Source organism: Ochrobactrum teleogrylli, assembly GCF_006376685.1.
Lineage (GTDB): Bacteria > Pseudomonadota > Alphaproteobacteria > Rhizobiales > Rhizobiaceae > Brucella > Brucella teleogrylli.
Genome location: NZ_VEWL01000004.1, coordinates 15716 through 32956 on the forward strand (window position 1 = coordinate 15716; position 17241 = coordinate 32956).

A 17241-nucleotide genomic window follows, 5' to 3' on the forward strand; every position below is an offset into this window, starting at 1 on the left:
AGCCTCACACCGCCGCGAGCAAATCGTCGAGCATCGCGCTGACCGTCGTCAATACGCGGCTCGATGCCTGATAGGAATGTTCCAGATCGAGAAGCAGCGCCATTTCGGTATCGATATTGACACCGTTGGCGTTGGACATGGCCTGATCGGCCTGGGCCGCTACCGTCTGGTTGTAGTTATATTCGTTGTTGGCCGTCTGACGCTTGCCTTCAAGCCAGCTAACCGAGGACGAACCATAATCCGTCAGGCTCGCATTGGCCTTGAGCCCGGCTGCGGCGTCGAAGGAAAATGGCGTCGAAAATGCTTCGTTCAGCGCCAGCAGACGGTCGGTGAAACCGGCGGCGTTTTCCGCATTATAAACATAGTCGGCGCCATTGGCGCCACCGTCACGCAGATAGGTCGGGCTGCCGCCCTGCGCGGTGACGAATGCGGAGGAAACCTTGATCGAGCCTGCAATGCCAGAGGTCAGGCCAGCGCCCGGCACTGCTGGCGAACCAGACCAGCCGAACAGGCCGGTTTGATCCGCGCCGCCACTGCCGGACTGGTCCGATTCGGAAAACATGGTGACAAGGCCGCGTGCGATCTCGTCAAGCTGCATCTGGTATTGCGGCGCAATCTGATCGCGCAATTGGAGAAGCCCGCTGAGCCGACCCGTGCCATAAGGCTGGTCGAAAGTATCGTGGCTGAGCGGCACGCCATCCACCAGCACGGCATTGCCGGCTGTGCCAGCCGTCAGGCTGCCCGATGGCGCAAAGGTCACGGTGCGCGCCGTGGTCTCAAACAGCGTCACGCCATTATCGGCGAAAATGACCATGTCATTGTCGCCGCGCGTCATGGTGGTGATGCCAAGCTCGCCGGAAATCTGCTTGAGGAGCGAATCGCGCTGATCCAGCGCATCGGACACGTCACGCCCGGCGCGCGTGCCGCTGACCACATCCTTATTGACCTGTTCGAACTTCGACAGAAGATCGTTGATACTGGCAACCGACAGCGCGATTTCGCTATCGGCATCCTCGCGCAGCGTCTGCACCTGCTTGGTGCCGTCATTCAGCGCATTGGCAAGCGCCTGCGCCGTCGACACGACGCTATCGCCGAGCGACGAATTGGACGGCGATGCCGCATAGGTCTGGAGCGCATCGCGCAAATCGCCCATCAGCGCCGATGGCGAACCGGAATAATTGTCGGCGGAATAAATCGACGAAAGGCGGTCAAGACCGCTTGCGAGAGCCGACGAAGAGGCCGCCGTGCTGTTGGACTGGATGTAGCGATTGAACAGCGCTTCATCCGCCGAACGGGTGACATTCACATAAAGCGAGCCATAAGGCCCGGAAACGAGGGAAGCAGTGCGGCGCGAATAGTCGGGATCGTTCACGCCAGCAATATTGCGCGAAACAACCGATGTCTGCTTGGACGTGGCCGCAAGCGAACTCTTGGCCGTCGATAGAGCAGAACTAAGTGACATCCTTTTCCCCTCATCCAAATCGCAAACCGCGACCCGTAATGTAAAATACGGCGTTTGCGGGAAAGTCGCCCTTCCCGCAAACGCTCAAACTATCTCTTCAGATTGACCAGAACGTCCATGAGTTCGGAGCCGGTCTGGAAGACTTTCGAATTGGCCGTATAGCTGCGCTGGGCTTCGATCATGTCGGTCAGCTCCTGCGCGATATCGGCGTTTGATTCCTCAAGCGAACCCGACATGATCTTGCCCATGCCATCGCCCTGCGGATAGCCGACCTCGATCCCGCCCGATGCGGCGCTTGGTGAAAACACGTTGCCGCTCACCACCGTCATGCGGTCGGGGCTGGCCACGGTTGCCAGCGGCAGACGATAGAGCACCTGCTGCGAGCCGTTTTCATAAATCGCGACGACCGAACCGTCCGCGCCCACATCGACGCTTTGCAGCGACGATGGCGCCTGACCGTTGATGGTGGCCTGCGAGATCGTGTAGTTGCCTGTACGCGCCGTCGACGCGCCGAGATTGAGATCGAGCGTACCGCCATTATAGCCGGTCAGATCGACAGAAATATTGCCGCCGGAAACCACCGCGCCCGTCGCGGGATCGAAGGTCAGCGTGCCCGTGCCGATTTCAACATTATCGGCAGCGTTCTTGACCGAGACCGACCAGGTATCATCCGCGTTCTTGGTGAAATAGACGTCGAGCTTCACCGCCTCACCGGCATTGTTGTAGGAGATGAGCGACGTCTTGTGGTTATAATCGCCTGCGGTCGCAGGAGGCGTGTCGGTCGTCGGCAGGTTGACCGTGAAGGTACCGGACGTGCTGCCGATTGCCGTGAGGTCCGGCGCGTTGACATTGACGATCGAGAGGCCGTTCAGGTCTGGCGCGACATTGCCGTCAGCCGATCCGAGCAAATAGTAGCCCGCCGTATTGACCAGATTGCCATCCTTGTCCGGCACGAACGAACCTGCGCGCGTCAGATAGGTTGCGCCATCCGCGCCCTGCACGAGAAAATAGCCGTTGCCGTCAATGGCAAGGTCGGTGGTGGACGACGTGGAGCGGATGCCGCCCTGATCTGAAATACCGTAACGCACCGAAGTCAGTACGCTGCCGGAATTGTACTGGCCGCCACTGCTCGGCAGAACAAGCGAGGAAAACTGCGTTTCGGCGCGCTTGTAGCCGATCGTGCTCGCATTCGCGATATTGTCCGCGACAGCCGAGAGACGGTTGGCCTGGGCATTCATGCCCGAAACACCCGTCCGCATCATACCGTAGAGACTCATTGCCAGCTCCTGAGAATTTTAGCCGAGAATTTTAGAACTTGTTACGATTCTAACGTGCCATGCTTGCGTGAAGCTGTAGCTTCGCGAGATTTTTGATTTTTTACCGGGAATGCAGTGCAGCTTTTGAGACGGAAATCCGTTTTAAAACTGCCCGAAGCCTTGAACGCGGAACACAAGCAAACCATTCACACAATGAACGGGGCACTACTCGATGCTGATGCAGTAGCCGAGGAAGCGCTTGGAATCGATGGGATCGAAACCAAGTTGCTCGCGCAACTTCTTGCGCAGCTTGCTGATGTGGCTTTCCACGACGTTTTCTTCGACTTCACTGTCGAAGATGCCGTAGATCGCACCAAAAATCTGCGCCTTGTTGATGCGGCGACCGCGATTGGCGATCAGATATTCCAGTATGCGGCGCTCGCGGCGCGGCAGCGGAAAATCGACGCCATTGATCTGTGGATCGCGCCCATCGGAAAAAACGCGGATCGGGCCAAGCTCGGTGCCGGTTTCCGCAACGCTCTGCGCGCCTGCGGCGCGGCGGCGGATCGCATTGATGCGGGCGAGGATTTCGCGCACGTGGATCGGCTTGCGAACGACATCGTCAACCCCGGATTGAAAAAGCTCCAGCGTATGCTCCAGCGAGGGACGGTCGTTAAGGGCGATGACGGGGGCCTTGCAGCGTTCACGAATTCGGGCAGGAAGACGATGCTGGGTTGCGCATTCGCCAATGAGGAACGCTTCGACGGCCATAATATCCTGCCGCGGAACAGTCTCTACCCATTCATCAAAATCTGCCGGTGTGAAGCCCGTCGTCGTGATGCCTTCACGGCCAAACCAAGAGGCATAGCCTTCAGTGACAATATCTCTGTCATCCACGACGACAATCATCGGCCCGCCTTCCGAATCAATATGTTAGCCCAAGCAAGACAGAGGTAACTGGCGGAGTGACTCGGCGACAATGGCAAGAAATTGCCCGCAATAAATTGGGAGGCATTTTAGCATTATCTAATTTTATGGGAATCGTGCAGATTGCATTGCACCTTGTAATGATAGCCAGGCGAACCTTAACGAGAGGTTAACGGCTCACGATGTTTTACGATTCATTACAAGGGGTTAATTATCGCTAACCTAAATTAGTCCCCAATCCTTATGACAATCACTGATTGCAGGGTTGCAAATGGCGTGTATGCGACACCGCTTTACAACCATTAAAAATTTAATGATTCACTGATGGTCCAGGGAGGCCGCCCGTTACGCTCCGCAAAATATTTTTGCGTCTGGCGTCCAGTTTCCGAAGCCCGTCGCGACCATATTTGCCATCACCCGGCAGACATATCGCTTCTGTGCGGGATTGTTGTTCGGGCCTGCATGATAGCGCGCGACAGCCATCGTCCAGTTGCCTTCACGGGTGTGAAGCTGCTTGAGAAAGCGCGCCGCGTAATCGACATTGAGGCTCGGCATCAGCATGGCTGCGACCGATGGAAATTCCTGCCCGTGATAGTAGTAGTTGATCTGCATGCAACCGAGATCGATGAGCTTGGCTCCCCCGGCGCGCACCTCGGTAAAACGCTTGAGGGCGGCCCCTTGCGACGGCAGAAATTCCGCCCGGCCCTCAATATTCATCGCATAGGGTTGCAGTGAATTCTTGCGCCCGGTTTCCGTCAGGCCGACAGCGTAGAGGATGCCGAGCGGCACGTCATAGCGCGCCGAAGCGCGATGCATTTCACGCTCGCAGACATTCTCCGCCAGAGCGGCACTGGCGTTACACAACCAGACCGCGACTGCGGCCAGCAGTGCCTGCAACAGTGTCGCGCGCCGCAGTTTCGGAACCTGTCTGCTTGCCGGACCGGTCTTGTCCCGTTTGGCTGGAATCACCATTCTGCCTGCCCTCGCCGCTTGCAAACTGAGCCTGTGCCTGAGATTGCGCGCCATTGCGGCCATCGAAGCCGCCTTGCATATTGAAGGCCTGTTGCTGGCCGGATGATTGCTGTTGCGCGCCGGCCTGCTGCTGGCCAGCGCCTTGCCCCGCCGCCGTGTGCTGGACCGCGCTTGCCGCAGTGCGGTCTGTAACCGTTACGGAGATGCGGGCATCGTCCGCGATACCGGCACTTTTCAGCGCCTTCTCGATGATCGAGCGGTCAGCGGAAAGCGCTTCAGCGGCCTGCGCCTTATCCGCGACCAGATGCACTTCTACACCGTCCGGCACAACGCGGATGCGCGCCGTCACCTGCCCCAGATCGACGGGATCAAGCCGTATTTGAAGCGTCTTCACCGAACCAAAGCTGCGCTCGGAAACCACCTGCACATCCGCCACGCGAACCGCCTGCGGCGTGGCAGTCGCCACCTTGCCATCCACCGGAGCAGCGGACTTGCCAGCGGCTTGCAGCGGCTGGAAGACACCGCGATCAGCATTGCTGGAATTAGCCGGCTGATTACCCGCTGGCTTTTCGGCTTTCATCAGATCGGTAAGGTCTGCATCGGCATTTTCAGTTGGCTTATCCGACTGCGCGTCGTTCGTGTCGCCCGACACAGCCTCGCCGGATTTGGAAGACGGCTTTGCACTGACACCAGGCTGGAGATTCTGAGCTGCCTCGGCCTTCCGCCTCATGTCGCTGACGGTATCCGCTCCGACCTCAGCACCCTCGCCTTCAACAGCGTTCGGATTCATGTCGTCCGATTGCGCCAAAGCAGCTTTTCCAGCCTTTTTCGCGAGATTTTCTGTGGCGGAATTGTGGCTTTCGCCGTTCAAATTGGGCATATTGGCGGCCAAAGAAAGGACATTCTGTGTCACGGCCCAGTTTGTCCCTTGCGTGGACGCATCCGCTTTCTGCTCATCGGGCTCATCGCTGAGCGCAGTATCGGCGTCATCGCCCTTCGCGACCGGCTTGCCATGCGGCTTTTCCAGAAGCGCGCCAAACAGCTGCGACGGCTCGGAATTTTCCTGCCCATCCACATTTGCCTTGCCTTGCCCATTGCTTTGCTGGGGCGCCAGACTGCGGGTCGGCGACGCCATCCGTCCGGCCTGACCGAGCAAAATATCCACGCTCATTGAATGGTCTCCCCTAGCAAAGCGTCGATCTCGGCAAGTTTGCGCCGGGCATCGTCCATGGTCTTCTGCAGATCGTCAGTTGGCTGCGCCGGTGTCGGTTTCCAGCCCGCAACCGGCGACGAAGCCGGTATTGCGGCGGGCGCGGTAACGGGTGCGTCCGCCACTGCCATAGCAGGCACCTTGCGGTCCTCCACAGCGGGTTCAGGCGCTGCTTTTGCTGGCGGCAGTGCGCTCGGCGCGCGGGTCACGACCGAGCCCACCGTCTCGGCTGCCTTCAACAGCTTTCGGTCAGGTTCCTGCAGGCGATCAGGCGAAATCTGCGACAGTTCACGCAAGGCGCTGCCCGCCGAATCGGAGGCGACATCGCTTGCCGCCGCATAGAGATTGGCGCGGGTCGGATCGGCTTTGAGTCGGTCGGCGAGCTTGCGCGCCTCCGCAGACATGAAACGCGCCCGCTCCGTCTGGCCGTCCACCAGAGCGCCGCGCGCAATCTGGAGATAGAGCGAATATTGCATCACCGGATCGGCGGCAGCGATCAGCTTCACCAGTTCGGCATTGCCGATGCGGTCATTGAGCTTGAGCGCCGCGCTGACGAATTGTCCCATGAAATCACGCATATAGGGCGAGCGGGGAAAGCGCTGCAGATAGTTGCGCGCCAGCATCCGGATCTTTTCCGCATCGCCAAGCTTGGCTGCAATCGGCATCGAACGGCGGATCGCCGCTTCCTCGAACAGCGTGCCCGGCGCTTCGAGCCGCACCTGATCAAGCCGCAGCAGCGCGGTCGCCGGATCGAAGGCTGTCATCTGGCTTGCGGTCACGAGCACGATGGAGGCTTTCAGCTCCGAAGGCACATCCGGCGACAGCGGAACGGAGAACAGCTTGACCACTTCGATCATCTGCCCGGAGGCATAGGCCAAGGCGCCCTTGATCAGTTCCTGCGGCACGACATCCGACTTGAAATCGGCCAGAACCTTGCGCACCGCGTCGGGATTACCGCCATTAAAAAGATAGATGATCGCCGCATAAATGTTTTCGGGATTATCCCAGGCTTCCTTCGGTGCGCGCGCCATGTCGGCGCTGATGAAAGCCAGAAGCTTGTTCAGCATGACCACGGCTTCGGGCTTTCCGGCCACCACCTGATCTTGCAACATGCGCAGCGAACGCACGAGCTTGTAAGGTTCAAGCACCGGCAAGGCTGCGCCCGCGCTGCCGCCCTGTTGCGCCTGTGCAAAGACATGCACCGGCGCTCCGGCCAGCGGCAGGCTCATGGTCAAGGCAATCATCAGTGAGCGCTGAACAAGCCGCTTCATGGGGCAGACTTGAGGAAAATATCGATGCGGCGGTTTTCAGCCGCATTCGGATCATTGGCGATTTTCGGCTGGCGGTCGGCATAGCCTTCAACGCGCAACACGCGCTTTTCATCCAGCCCGCCGCGCACCAGCATGTAATAGGCCATCTGCGCGCGCGCCGACGACAGACGCCAGTTGTCATAGCTTGCGCTTTTAAACGGGCGCGAATCGGTGTGGCCGCTGATGATGACTTCGCCGGGCTGGCGGGAAATCACCTGCGCTATGCGTTCCAGCATCTGCACCACGCGCGCATCAGGCTTGGCGGAGCCGATTGTGAACATGCCGTAGTCGATCTTGTCGGTCAGCTGGATCATCACGCCGCCCTCGACCGGAACCACCGTTACATCCGGCATCGGCTCAGCCTTGCTGCCCGGCCTGGCCGCAGTGGACTTTTCGCCTTCCGCAGCCTTTTTCAGTTCCGCAATGAGCTGTTCCTGATCTTTTGCCGGCGCTTCAGCGGGTTTTGCTTCCGGCGTTTCCGGCTTGGGCGGCGTGGAGGGCGCGGCATTCGGCGGCGTCAGCTCGTCCGCGGCCTTGCTCGACCAGTAATCCGGGCTGAAAGGATCGCGATAGGCATCGCCGCCGTCGGCGCCGGTGGCGGGACCGGATTGCGACGTACCGCCGTCACCCTTGGCTGACTGATTCTGCAACACACCGGTTTCATGCGCCAGTTCCGACAAAACCGCATAGGGTTCGCGGAAAAGCTGGCGCTCCTCCTGCTCGCTCGGCGGCACGGTCGTGGCGTCGTTGATGACCTTGGTGCTGTTTTCGACCTGCTGGTCGCTTTCATAGCGAACCTTGCCATCCTTCTCATCGACATCCTGCACGCCCTTGGGGCTGGAATGCCGGTCCATCAACTTGACGGGATTAAAATAGCTGGCGACAGCCGCCTTGGTTTCCTCATTGGCGGCATTGATCAGCCACATGACGAGGAAGAACGCCATCATGGCGGTCATAAAGTCGGCATAGGCAATCTTCCACACGCCGCCATGGTGGCCGTCATGGTCGTCATGCCCGCCACGGCGAACAATGATGATTTCGCGCTTGGTTTCGGGATCGATGCTCATTGGACCGCAGCCTTCAATTCATCAAGAAGCGGCGCGATGCGCGTTTCCAGCACCCGTTCGCCAAAGGAAAAGGACAATTCGTCCGACGCATTTTCGACAAACCGGCAGCCGGAGGGCAGCAGCGCTGCATGGTCGCGTAGCGGGGCCAGCAGTCCTGCCGGACCGGAGATTTCCGGCGCTTCGCCTTCCAGCGCCAGCGCCGCAATGCGGTGGGCAAATTCTGCAACCGCGTCCTGTTCAAGCTTTCCGACGAGAAGCGGCGCTAGAATCTCGGCAATCTGGCCGGAGAAGCTCTGTTCCAGCGCGGTCAGCGCTTCGGTCAGGCTGCGCGCCAGCAACAGCGCCTGCTCCCGCGAAAACGCGGCGCGAAGATTTTCGATTTCCGTCTCATGCTCGCGCAAAAGCCGGGCTTTCTCAGCTTCGTAAAGCGCCTCGGCTTCTTTATGGCCTTCCTCGCGGCCAAGCGTATGGCCTTCGGCATGACCGTTTTCAAAGGCGGAGCGCTTTTCTTCCTCGGCTGCGATGAGGGCCGCCATTTCCGCCTTTTCGGCAGCGGCAAGCTTATCCGCAAGGGCCGCCGCTTTCGGGTCAATCGCTTGGGCGCGACGAACCGGCTCTGGCTTCAACGGTTGCGACGGCGCAGGGGCGGCGATGATCTCCACAGCCTCATCCGCCACGCGATGGGTCGAAAAATCAGGAAGGTAACGGCTGAGGGAGAGCGCGCTCATTATCAGGCAGCCTCAAGCTCCGGTGCATCGGCCCGTTCGGCATGGACAGGCTGCTTCACGGCGTTTCCGTTGATCCACTGCTTGAGAACGGCGGCAACGCGCTCCTCATCCATCTCGATCATCTGTTCCAGACGAAGCTTGGCGGGCATGCGCATGCGCTGGCGCAAATCGCTGAGGCTGGTCTTCATCTGGTCGGCATAGGCTTCGGGCCCGCCGATCACAGCCTGCTGGCCCTCGCTGCCTGCCTGTGTGCCGACGAAATTCGGCGTGGCAACCTCACCCGCTTCGCGGATGGCGACTTCCGTGCCCACTGGTTTCGCGGTCTGGTCACGCAGCAGCGGACGCAGGCCAAACCAGATCAGAAGACCAACTGCGGCGAGGATGGCCAGCGCGTTGACATAGCTTCCGCTTTGGCGCAGCAGCGTATCGGTCCATGGCGCCGAAACCGGCTCCATATCCGCACCAGCCGGATCGAGGAAATTGACGGCGGTTACATTGATGACATCGCCGCGATCCGCATTGAGACCGGCAGCCGTGGCGACGAGATCGCGAATCTTGGTGATCTGCTGATCGACGAAATTGGCAGGCGGCGGCGTGGTGCCAGCCGTTTGCAGCAGGCGGGCCTGATCAATGACGACGGCAATCGACAGGCGCTTGACGGAATAACCGTCGCTCACCGTCGCAATCGTCTTGCTGTTCATTTCGTAATTGGTCAGTTCCTCACGCCGGTCGGTCTTTTCCGATGAGGTCTCGCCATTGCGGTTCTGGATTTCTTCCTGCGGGATGTTCTGTTCCACACCCGTCGCGTTGTTATCGCGGTTGTTGCGGGAATCGCCGCTTTCGCGCACCACGCGGACCGAACGTTCGACACGCGATTCGGGATCGAAGGTCGTCTCGTTGATCTGGCGGCGATCAGTGTCGAGCGTCGCCTGCACGCTGGTCTGGAAATGGCCAAGACCAAGATAGGGTGCCAGCGCCTTGCGGATGCTGTCGTCCACATTACCGGCAACCTGCTGTTCCAGCGAGGCGGTCATGAGAGCCGCGCCATTGGCGGCCTCGCCAGCGGAGGCGAGAAGCCGGCCATTGGTGTCGAGGACGGTGACCGACGATGCATCGAGCGACGGTACGGCGGCGGCAACGAGCTGGCGAATCGACTGCGCCGAATCGGCGGCAAAGCCGCCTTCCGCGCGAATGACCACCGAAGCGGACGGCTTCTGGTCGCCACGGCGGAACGAGCCTTTTTCAGCCAGAACGATATGCACGCGGGCGGCCTTCACGCCGCGAATCGCCTGAATGGTGCGGGCGATTTCGCCTTCAAGCGCGCGAACGCGGGTGATTTCCTGCATGAAGGAGGTGAGGCCCAGCGAGCCCATATTGTCGAACAGCTCGTAACCGGCATTGTTGGAGGTGGGCAGGCCCTTTTCGGCGAGATACATGCGGGCGGTTTCCGCCTTGCCGATCGGCACCAGAATGGAGGAACCATCCGACTTCACGTCGAAGGGAATGCCCGCTTCGCCGAGTGCCAGGCCCATGCGGTTCACGTCATCGCGCGACAGGCCGACATAAAGCGTCTCATAGGATGGACGGCTGAGATAGAAGCTCGTGTAGAGGATCGCTCCCATCAGGGCGGCCCCCACAAGCCCGAGCGCAACAAGCTTGCGCACGCCAAGCTTGCCAAGCGTTCCCTTGAGCTGTTCGATCAATTGCTGGATATTCTGCTGCATCGACACCACCGCCATCATGATGGATGCAAACTAGACCGCGAAGCTTGCGCGAAAGTGGCGGCTGATAAAGCACGTGCTTTCTGAACGCCGAAACGAAGCGGGGCGCGGAATTGATCCCGCGCCCCTTTTCCGCCCAAAGACATCCGGTCCGATCAGGTCGGTCCGGATGCGAACCCCTGATTTGCCTGAGAACTCGCGAGAGCCGGTGACCCGCCTCTCCGTTTTATCTACTCAGTTATCGATTAGCCGCGGAACAGCGACAGGATGTTCTGGTTCGACGAGTTGGCAATCGACAGAGCCTGAACGCCAAGCTGCTGCTGAACCTGGAGAGCCGACAGACGTGCCGATTCCTTGTTCATGTCAGCATCAACGAGCTGGCCAACGCCCTTTTCGATCGAGTCCGAAAGACTCGAAACGAAATCCTTCTGCATGTCGATGCGTGCCTTTGCGGCACCCAATTCGGCAGCAGAGGTTGCCATCGAGCCGAGAGCGGCTTCTACGTCGGTCAGAATCTTGTCAAACGCTGCGCCTTCGTCGGCTGCGTCATAGCCCGTAACGCCAGTCACGTCGCTGACGTCGATGGACAGGATCGACTGTCCCGACGCACCAGTGGTCTTGTCGAGAACGCCGGTGGTGCCACCGGTATCGATCAGACGGGTGCTGGAGTAGTTCACCGAAATCGTGCCGGTGGTCACATTACCCGAAGCGTCGCGGTTGTAAGAGGTGATGACGTTGAGCGCGTTGCTTTCAGCCACTGCCGGAGTTGCAGTAGGATCAGCAGTGTCCTTCGTCGAATCCGAGGTCAGCAGGTTCGAACCGGCGTAGTTGGCGCCAGCGACATTGTCCTTGAGCTGAGCAACATAGGTTGCAATTTCGCTCTGGATCTTGGCGCGATCTTCCGTGCCGGAGGTCTTCGCGAGAAGAACCTTCTGCTTGATCTGATCGACGACTTCAATCGCCTTGTTCATAGCCGTGTAGGCAGTGTCAACCTTGCCAGCGCCGAGGCCGAGGGAATCCTGAACGACGGAGTTGGCCTTGTTGTCCGAACGCATGGTCGTTGCGATGGACCAGTAAGCGGCGTTGTCGGATGCACCGGCAACCTTGAGGCCCGTCGAGATACGGTTCTGCGTTGCTTCCAGCGACTTGTTGGTCGTGGAAAGGGTCTGAAGTGCAGTCAGAGCTGCCGAGTTGGTCAGAATGCTAGCCATTATTTTGCCCCTTGGGAAAAATCATACAGAGGGACAGGCCGGACTTACCGGCATAGTGGAGCGGCATCATGCCTGTCTCCGCTGTCGCAGAGACCCACCATGTGCCGACGTTTAAAACCCAAATATTAAAGTAATGCTAATTTATTCTGCCGAATTTTACCGATCTCTCAGATTTTGACGCCGAATTTTGCCGGACGCCTTGGCAACTGTTCCAAATCGGGTCAGGAGAAGGAGCGTATCAGGCTTCCAACCAGAATATTCCAGCCGTCGATCAGCACGAAGAACAGAATCTTGAACGGCAGCGAAATCACTGTCGGCGGCAGCATCATCATGCCCATGGACATGGTGAGCGTGGCCACGACCAGATCGATCACCAGAAACGGCAGCACGATCAGGAAGCCGATTTCAAAGCCGCGACGAAGCTCCGAAATCATGAAGGCCGGGACCAGCACGCGGAAATCGACGATGCCATCCTCCCCGGTGCGGAAAGACGGATCGGCAAGGTCTTCGAACAGGCGCAGATCCTTGTCACGCACCTGACCCATCATGAATTCGCGAAAGGGCTGCGAAATCTCGGTGAGTGCTACCTGTTGCGTTATCTCGTTACGCATCAGCGGCTGCAAGCCATTGTTCCAGGCGCGGTCGAAGGCGGGCGCCATGACATAGAAGGTCATGAACAGAGCGAGCGAGATCATCACCATGCTGGCAGGCGCGGTCTGGAGACCAAGACCCGAGCGAAGCAGGGAAAAGGCTATGGCGAAGCGCGTAAAGCTCGTCACCATGATCAAAAGGCCGGGCGCGATGGACAGTACGGTCAAAAGACCGAAGAGCTGGACAATCTGGCCGCTGGCCGCACCGCTGCCTGCGGGCAGCAGATTATCCAGCGTCAATGGCTGCTGGGCCTGTGCCGAAACAGTGAGTGCGAGCGTCAGGAGAACGCCTGGACCAAGGAGTTTTTTCATTCTACGACCAGTGCCGAAATAAAGACCCGGTCCACCGCGCCTTCCGAGCGCAGGCGGGCGCGTTCTTCGAGATCGGCGCGCAGATAGGCAAGCCCTGCCGCGCCTTGCAATTGCATGAGATTGACACTGCGCAGGAAGCTCAGAAAATCATCGCCGACATTGGCCGCCATGGCCGCCGGTATTTCATGACCGGGCTTGGCGACCAGCGAAGCTTCCAGCCGTACCCAAGTGTTCTGCGGAATGCCGAGATTGGTGATGATCGGCTTTAGCGGCACAACCGCGCCGATGGAGCGCGATTCGAAATCGCCCGGCTTCGGCTTGTCTTCCCTGGCCGTGGTCTTGGCAAGCGCCTGCTGGTCGGCGGAAATCATGCCGCCCAGATACCAGCCGCCACCGGCGGCGATAGCGGTCAGAGCAACGACCGCCGCCAAAAGCCCCATCATGGAGCCTTTGGCCTTGCCGTCTTTCTTGTCCAGTGCCGTGTCGCTCATCGATGCTCAGCTTTAAAAAGGAGAAACCTGATCGAGAATTTGCTGGCCGTATGGCGGCTGCTGCACCTCGCTCAACCGTCCACGACCGCCGTATGAAATGCGGGCTTCGGCGATCTTGTCGTAGGAAATGGTGTTGGAACCGGAAATATCACGCGGACGCACGACACCGACGACATTCAGCACACGCAACTCATTGTTCACGCGCACTTCCTGCGAGCCGCGAATGATCATGTTGCCGTTCGGGAGCGTATTGGTGACGATGGCCGCAACCTGAAGACTGATATCCTCGCTGCGCTTGATTGTGCCCTTGCCCTTGGACGAGCTGTCCGAATGGGTGTTGATGGAACCGTCCATGTCGCCGCCAGCACCGGCGCCGGTGCTGCTGCTGGTCGCAAACGAACCGCCCGCGCCGTAAATGCCTTTCGACACCCGCTCGCGGTCGGTCTTGTTGTCGAGATTGGCGCGGTCATTGATGGAAATGATGACGGTCAGCACATCACCCGGCTCGGCCGCGCGCGGGTCCTTGAAGAAATTGGTCGAGCGCTGGTTCCAGAGCGAATAATCCGGCTTTGCCGGACGCGACGGATAACCATTATATTGCGGATTGTTGTTCATGCCGAGATTGGCGGCAACCGGCGACAGGTCCGGCGCACGACCGATTTCTTCCGGCTTCATGGCGCAACCGGCCAGAAGCGCCAGAGCGGTGGCGGCGAAAATGGTCTTGTTCATGCGTCCTGTCATTGCACCGTATTCCCGGTTTGCGCCTGAGCGCGCTGGTCCTTCACCGCCGGTGGCGTTGCGCCCGTGCGCTGCGATCCGACGATGATGCGTGCGAGCTTTGCTGCCTTTTCCGGCGGCATTTCATTCAGAATGATGCTCGAAACACGCGGGTTGAGCTTGAGGATCAGGGCTGCCGCCGCCTCATCGCCGATCATGGCCATCTGGGCTGCCGCTGCATCCGGCTTCATCTTGGAAATGATGTCGACCAGCGAATCCTGCGCCTTGCTGACGAACTCGTCGCGGCGCTTCAGCCACATCTCGTATTCCTTGCGCTTTTCTTCCAGCGCCTGCATCCGCTCGTCCACCTCGGCCTTGAGGTCGGTGAGCTGCTTGGCCTGCAACGAATAGCGGGCGTCTGCGGCCTGATTGTCGATATTGCCGCAGAACTTGCGGATTTCATCCAGATTGCCGAGGTTCGCAGGTGGCGCGGAAACAGGAACCGCCGCCGTTGGGGCCACAGTTGGCGCTTGCGGTGCAGGCGATGCCACCTCCTGCGCCAATCCCGGCAAGGCGCTGGCAAAAAGCAGCGCCAAAGCCGAACCGGTGCGGATTGCCAGTTTCACGATCATGTCTGCTGTCATCCCCGGCCTCATCATTGCACTACCAGTTCCGCGTGAAGCGCGCCGGAAGATTTGATCGCCTGCAGGATGGCGATGATGCCGGTCGGCTTCACACCCATCTGGTTGAGGCCCTTGACCAGATTTTCCAGATTGGCGCCGGTCAGAATCCCGATCTTGGCATTGGGCTGGTTGACGGCGATATCGGTGTTCGGCTCTATCGCCGTCACGCCGTCACTGAACGGTTCAGGCTGCACGACCATCGGCGTTTCCGTCACGCGCACCGTCAGGCTGCCATGGCTGATCGCCACTTTGGAAATGCGTACTTTCGAACCGATGACCACGGTGCCGGTACGCTCATCCACCACCACGCGCGCCACCTCATCCGTGATGATCGGCAGGCCCTCCAGCTCCGCAAGAAAGCGGGCGGCGGGCACATTTTTCGGACGGGACAGGCGAATGGTCTTGGCATCGCGGGCAATCGCCACACCGCGCCCATAGCGGCGCTTGGCGAAGATATTGATCGTATCGGCGGTGCGCACGGCAGTCGTGAAATCGGGATCGCGCAGCTCCACGATCATCTCGCTGTCCTTGCCGAAGTTTCCGGCAACCTCGCGCTCGACCAGCGCACCGTTTGGAATGCGGCCCGATGTCGGCACGCCCTGCGTCACGGTGGCTGCATCGCCTTCGGCGGTAAAGCCGGACACTATCATATTGCCCTGCGCAACTGCATAAATCTGGTTGTCGGCGCCCATCAGCTGCGTCATGACCAGCGTGCCACCCTGCAAGGAGGTGGCGTCGCCGATGGACGAAACCGTCACATCGATGCGTGAGCCGGAACCGGCAAAGGCGGGCAGATTGGCGGTCACGATAACCGCTGCCGTGTTCTTCGAACGCGTGGAATTGCGCGGCGCATTGATGCCGAGATTATCGAGCATGGCGCGCATGGACTGTTCGGTGAAAGGCGAGTTGCGCAGGCTGTCACCCGTGCCCTTAAGTCCGATCACCAGACCGTAACCAACGAGCTGGTTTTCACGCACGCCCTGAATGGTCGCGATATCCTTGAGGCGTGCCACAGCGCTGCCACGACCAAGCTCAGCATAGGCCATCTTGGACGGATCGCCGCCAGCACCCAGCCAGTCGGCGTCCGCTTCGACGGCGGTGCCGAAATCCTTCACATTCTTGGCCGACTCATCCGCCAGAACCGCAACAGGTTGAAGCGCGATAGCCAGAACGGTGATCAGCGTTGCCCAGGTTTTTCTCACCGCATCCCCACTTGAACACGGCCATCGGCCAGTATCGTGCCGGGCACGATGACGCCGCTGTCGCTGTTGCGTACCTTGATGAAATCGCCTGCCGCCCCGGACTCGAGCGGTATGCCGACAGCTGTGATCGTCATGACACCGGTGGAGAACACCATCGTCACCGGCTCGCCACGCTTGACCAGCGACGGCTCCGAGAGGGCGGCGACGAGGATCGGCTTACCCGCGATCAGCGTCTTGCGCGCGACCTTGCCGTCAGCCTGATCCACCGACAGCACATATTGCTGCGCGGCGGGCGCACTGATGTAAAACTTCTTCTCGACCAGCGCGACATTGCTGACGACCTGTCCGGGATAAACGGTCGCCGAAGGCACAACGAAAGCGATGCGGTCGGTGGCCGAAGCCCCCGAGATCGCAGCAGCGGCAAAACCGGCCACTGCGGCAGCAGCCAGTGCGGCGCGTCTGAACCGTGAACGGGCTTTGATGTCGTTTCCTTGGGCGCGTTTCATGGCGATCACCGTCAGCGCATGTTCTTCGATACAGTCGCCGCCATTTCGTCGGCGGCCTGAATGACCTTGGAATTCATTTCATAGGCGCGCTGCGCCGTAATCAGATCGGTGATTTCTTTCACCGGATCGACATTCGATGCTTCGAGATAGCCCTGCTTGACCGAACCGAAACCTGGATCACCCGGATCGCCAACCAGCGGCCCGCCGGAGGCTTCCGTTTCGCGATAGAGATTGTCGCCCAGCGGTTCGAGACCGGCTTCATTGGTGAAATTCGCAAGCTGAAGCTGGCCGAGCGGGGTGATCTGGATGCCATTCTGTTCCTGAATCTTCGCAAAGACCTGCCCGGTATCGCTGACGGTTACTTCAAGCGCATTTTCAGGAACCACGATGCCCGGCTGGACAATATTTCCGTCGAGCGTCACCAGCTGGCCATCGGCATTCTTGTTGAATGCGCCAGCGCGGGTATAAAGCGTTTCGCCGGTCGGGCTCTGGATCTGGAACCAGCCCTGCCCGGTCAGCGCCAGATCGAACGGATTGCCGGTCTGGTTGAAGCTGCCCTGAATATGCAGATTACGCACCGCCGCCGTCTGGACGCCAAGGCCGACCAGCGCGCCTTCGGGCACGATGCTCTCATTGGCCTGATTGGGAACGCCTGCCGTGCGCTCGGACTGGTAGAGCAGGTCCGAGAATTCGGCACGCGCGCGCTTGAAGCCCGTTGTATTGATATTGGCGATATTGTTGGCGATCACTTCCAGATTGAGCTGCTGGGCGTTCATGCCGGTTGCGGCAATCGTCAGGGCTTTCATGGTGCTTCCT

The 17241-nt window shown here is 59.6% G+C and carries 17 protein-coding genes; all 17 read right to left on the bottom strand.

The window, feature by feature from the left end:
* Window positions 1-4: 4 nt before the first annotated feature.
* The 17 genes from flgK to flgG all read right to left on the bottom strand — a co-directional run bounded on the left by flgK (window position 5) and on the right by flgG (window position 17231).
* Entirely contained in the window at window positions 5-1462 is a 1458-nt protein-coding gene (gene flgK, locus FIC94_RS08555; RefSeq protein WP_140024572.1) for a flagellar hook-associated protein FlgK, read from the bottom strand.
* An 89-nt stretch (window positions 1463-1551) separates the two neighbouring features.
* Complete coding sequence (locus FIC94_RS08560) at window positions 1552-2739, bottom strand: flagellar hook protein FlgE (RefSeq protein ID WP_140024573.1); 1188 nt, start codon at window positions 2737-2739, stop codon at window positions 1552-1554.
* A 204-nt stretch (window positions 2740-2943) separates the two neighbouring features.
* Window positions 2944-3627, bottom strand: a complete 684-nt coding sequence (gene ftcR / locus FIC94_RS08565) for a flagellar transcriptional regulator FtcR (RefSeq protein ID WP_109367882.1) — start codon at window positions 3625-3627, stop codon at window positions 2944-2946.
* Between the two features lie 363 nt (window positions 3628-3990).
* Window positions 3991-4461, bottom strand: coding sequence for a transglycosylase SLT domain-containing protein (locus FIC94_RS08570; protein WP_319080433.1), 471 nt, complete (start codon window positions 4459-4461; stop codon window positions 3991-3993).
* 40 nt (window positions 4462-4501) lie between these two features.
* Window positions 4502-5788 (bottom strand): flagellar hook-length control protein FliK, encoded by a 1287-nt coding sequence (fliK, locus tag FIC94_RS08575; RefSeq protein WP_140024574.1) that lies wholly within the window; start codon window positions 5786-5788, stop codon window positions 4502-4504.
* The gene (locus FIC94_RS08580; RefSeq protein WP_140024575.1) at window positions 5785-7098 is read right to left on the bottom strand and encodes a chemotaxis protein; all 1314 of its coding nucleotides are present in this window, start codon (window positions 7096-7098) and stop codon (window positions 5785-5787) included. Before FIC94_RS08580 ends, fliK begins: the two co-directional genes overlap by 4 nt.
* Window positions 7095-8204: a flagellar motor protein MotB gene (locus tag FIC94_RS08585; RefSeq protein WP_140024576.1), complete on the bottom strand. Its 1110-nt coding sequence runs from the start codon at window positions 8202-8204 to the stop codon at window positions 7095-7097. Before FIC94_RS08585 ends, FIC94_RS08580 begins: the two co-directional genes overlap by 4 nt.
* The gene (locus tag FIC94_RS08590) at window positions 8201-8932 is read right to left on the bottom strand and encodes a hypothetical protein (RefSeq protein WP_140024577.1); all 732 of its coding nucleotides are present in this window, start codon (window positions 8930-8932) and stop codon (window positions 8201-8203) included. Before FIC94_RS08590 ends, FIC94_RS08585 begins: the two co-directional genes overlap by 4 nt.
* A gap of 2 nt (window positions 8933-8934) precedes the next feature.
* Window positions 8935-10671, bottom strand: a complete 1737-nt coding sequence (fliF, locus tag FIC94_RS08595) for a flagellar basal-body MS-ring/collar protein FliF (protein WP_140024751.1) — start codon at window positions 10669-10671, stop codon at window positions 8935-8937.
* Window positions 10672-10898: 227 nt separating this feature from the next.
* Window positions 10899-11864, bottom strand: coding sequence for a flagellin N-terminal helical domain-containing protein (locus FIC94_RS08600; RefSeq protein WP_140024578.1), 966 nt, complete (start codon window positions 11862-11864; stop codon window positions 10899-10901).
* Between the two features lie 221 nt (window positions 11865-12085).
* Complete coding sequence (gene fliP / locus FIC94_RS08605) at window positions 12086-12826, bottom strand: flagellar type III secretion system pore protein FliP (protein ID WP_140024579.1); 741 nt, start codon at window positions 12824-12826, stop codon at window positions 12086-12088.
* The gene (locus FIC94_RS08610; protein ID WP_140024580.1) at window positions 12823-13317 is read right to left on the bottom strand and encodes a flagellar basal body-associated FliL family protein; all 495 of its coding nucleotides are present in this window, start codon (window positions 13315-13317) and stop codon (window positions 12823-12825) included. The genes fliP and FIC94_RS08610 overlap by 4 nt, the downstream gene beginning before the upstream one ends.
* A gap of 12 nt (window positions 13318-13329) precedes the next feature.
* On the bottom strand, window positions 13330-14058 hold the full coding sequence (gene flgH, locus FIC94_RS08615; protein WP_371830820.1) for a flagellar basal body L-ring protein FlgH: 729 nt from the start codon (window positions 14056-14058) through the stop codon (window positions 13330-13332).
* Window positions 14055-14678, bottom strand: coding sequence for a MotE family protein (locus FIC94_RS08620; protein WP_235858966.1), 624 nt, complete (start codon window positions 14676-14678; stop codon window positions 14055-14057). Before FIC94_RS08620 ends, flgH begins: the two co-directional genes overlap by 4 nt.
* 11 nt (window positions 14679-14689) lie before the next feature.
* The gene (locus FIC94_RS08625; RefSeq protein ID WP_140024581.1) at window positions 14690-15919 is read right to left on the bottom strand and encodes a flagellar basal body P-ring protein FlgI; all 1230 of its coding nucleotides are present in this window, start codon (window positions 15917-15919) and stop codon (window positions 14690-14692) included.
* Complete coding sequence (flgA, locus tag FIC94_RS08630) at window positions 15916-16440, bottom strand: flagellar basal body P-ring formation chaperone FlgA (RefSeq protein ID WP_371830900.1); 525 nt, start codon at window positions 16438-16440, stop codon at window positions 15916-15918. Before flgA ends, FIC94_RS08625 begins: the two co-directional genes overlap by 4 nt.
* Window positions 16437-17231, bottom strand: a complete 795-nt coding sequence (gene flgG / locus FIC94_RS08635; RefSeq protein WP_109367891.1) for a flagellar basal-body rod protein FlgG — start codon at window positions 17229-17231, stop codon at window positions 16437-16439. The genes flgA and flgG overlap by 4 nt, the downstream gene beginning before the upstream one ends.
* Window positions 17232-17241: the final 10 nt, after the last annotated feature.

Coding starts and splice junctions, on each gene's coding strand:
- fliP (WP_140024579.1), bottom strand. CDS start 12,826: ATGAAAAAACTCCTTGGTCCAGGCGTTCTCCTGACGCTCGCACTCACT.
- flgK (WP_140024572.1), bottom strand. CDS start 1,462: ATGTCACTTAGTTCTGCTCTATCGACGGCCAAGAGTTCGCTTGCGGCC.
- FIC94_RS08590 (WP_140024577.1), bottom strand. CDS start 8,932: ATGAGCGCGCTCTCCCTCAGCCGTTACCTTCCTGATTTTTCGACCCAT.
- FIC94_RS08580 (WP_140024575.1), bottom strand. CDS start 7,098: ATGAAGCGGCTTGTTCAGCGCTCACTGATGATTGCCTTGACCATGAGC.
- flgG (WP_109367891.1), bottom strand. CDS start 17,231: ATGAAAGCCCTGACGATTGCCGCAACCGGCATGAACGCCCAGCAGCTC.
- FIC94_RS08585 (WP_140024576.1), bottom strand. CDS start 8,204: ATGAGCATCGATCCCGAAACCAAGCGCGAAATCATCATTGTTCGCCGT.
- FIC94_RS08570 (WP_319080433.1), bottom strand. CDS start 4,461: ATGCATCGCGCTTCGGCGCGCTATGACGTGCCGCTCGGCATCCTCTAC.
- fliF (WP_140024751.1), bottom strand. CDS start 10,671: ATGGCGGTGGTGTCGATGCAGCAGAATATCCAGCAATTGATCGAACAG.
- FIC94_RS08560 (WP_140024573.1), bottom strand. CDS start 2,739: ATGAGTCTCTACGGTATGATGCGGACGGGTGTTTCGGGCATGAATGCC.
- FIC94_RS08600 (WP_140024578.1), bottom strand. CDS start 11,864: ATGGCTAGCATTCTGACCAACTCGGCAGCTCTGACTGCACTTCAGACC.
- FIC94_RS08610 (WP_140024580.1), bottom strand. CDS start 13,317: ATGAGCGACACGGCACTGGACAAGAAAGACGGCAAGGCCAAAGGCTCC.
- flgH (WP_371830820.1), bottom strand. CDS start 14,058: ATGACAGGACGCATGAACAAGACCATTTTCGCCGCCACCGCTCTGGCG.
- FIC94_RS08620 (WP_235858966.1), bottom strand. CDS start 14,678: ATGACAGCAGACATGATCGTGAAACTGGCAATCCGCACCGGTTCGGCT.
- fliK (WP_140024574.1), bottom strand. CDS start 5,788: ATGAGCGTGGATATTTTGCTCGGTCAGGCCGGACGGATGGCGTCGCCG.
- ftcR (WP_109367882.1), bottom strand. CDS start 3,627: ATGATTGTCGTCGTGGATGACAGAGATATTGTCACTGAAGGCTATGCC.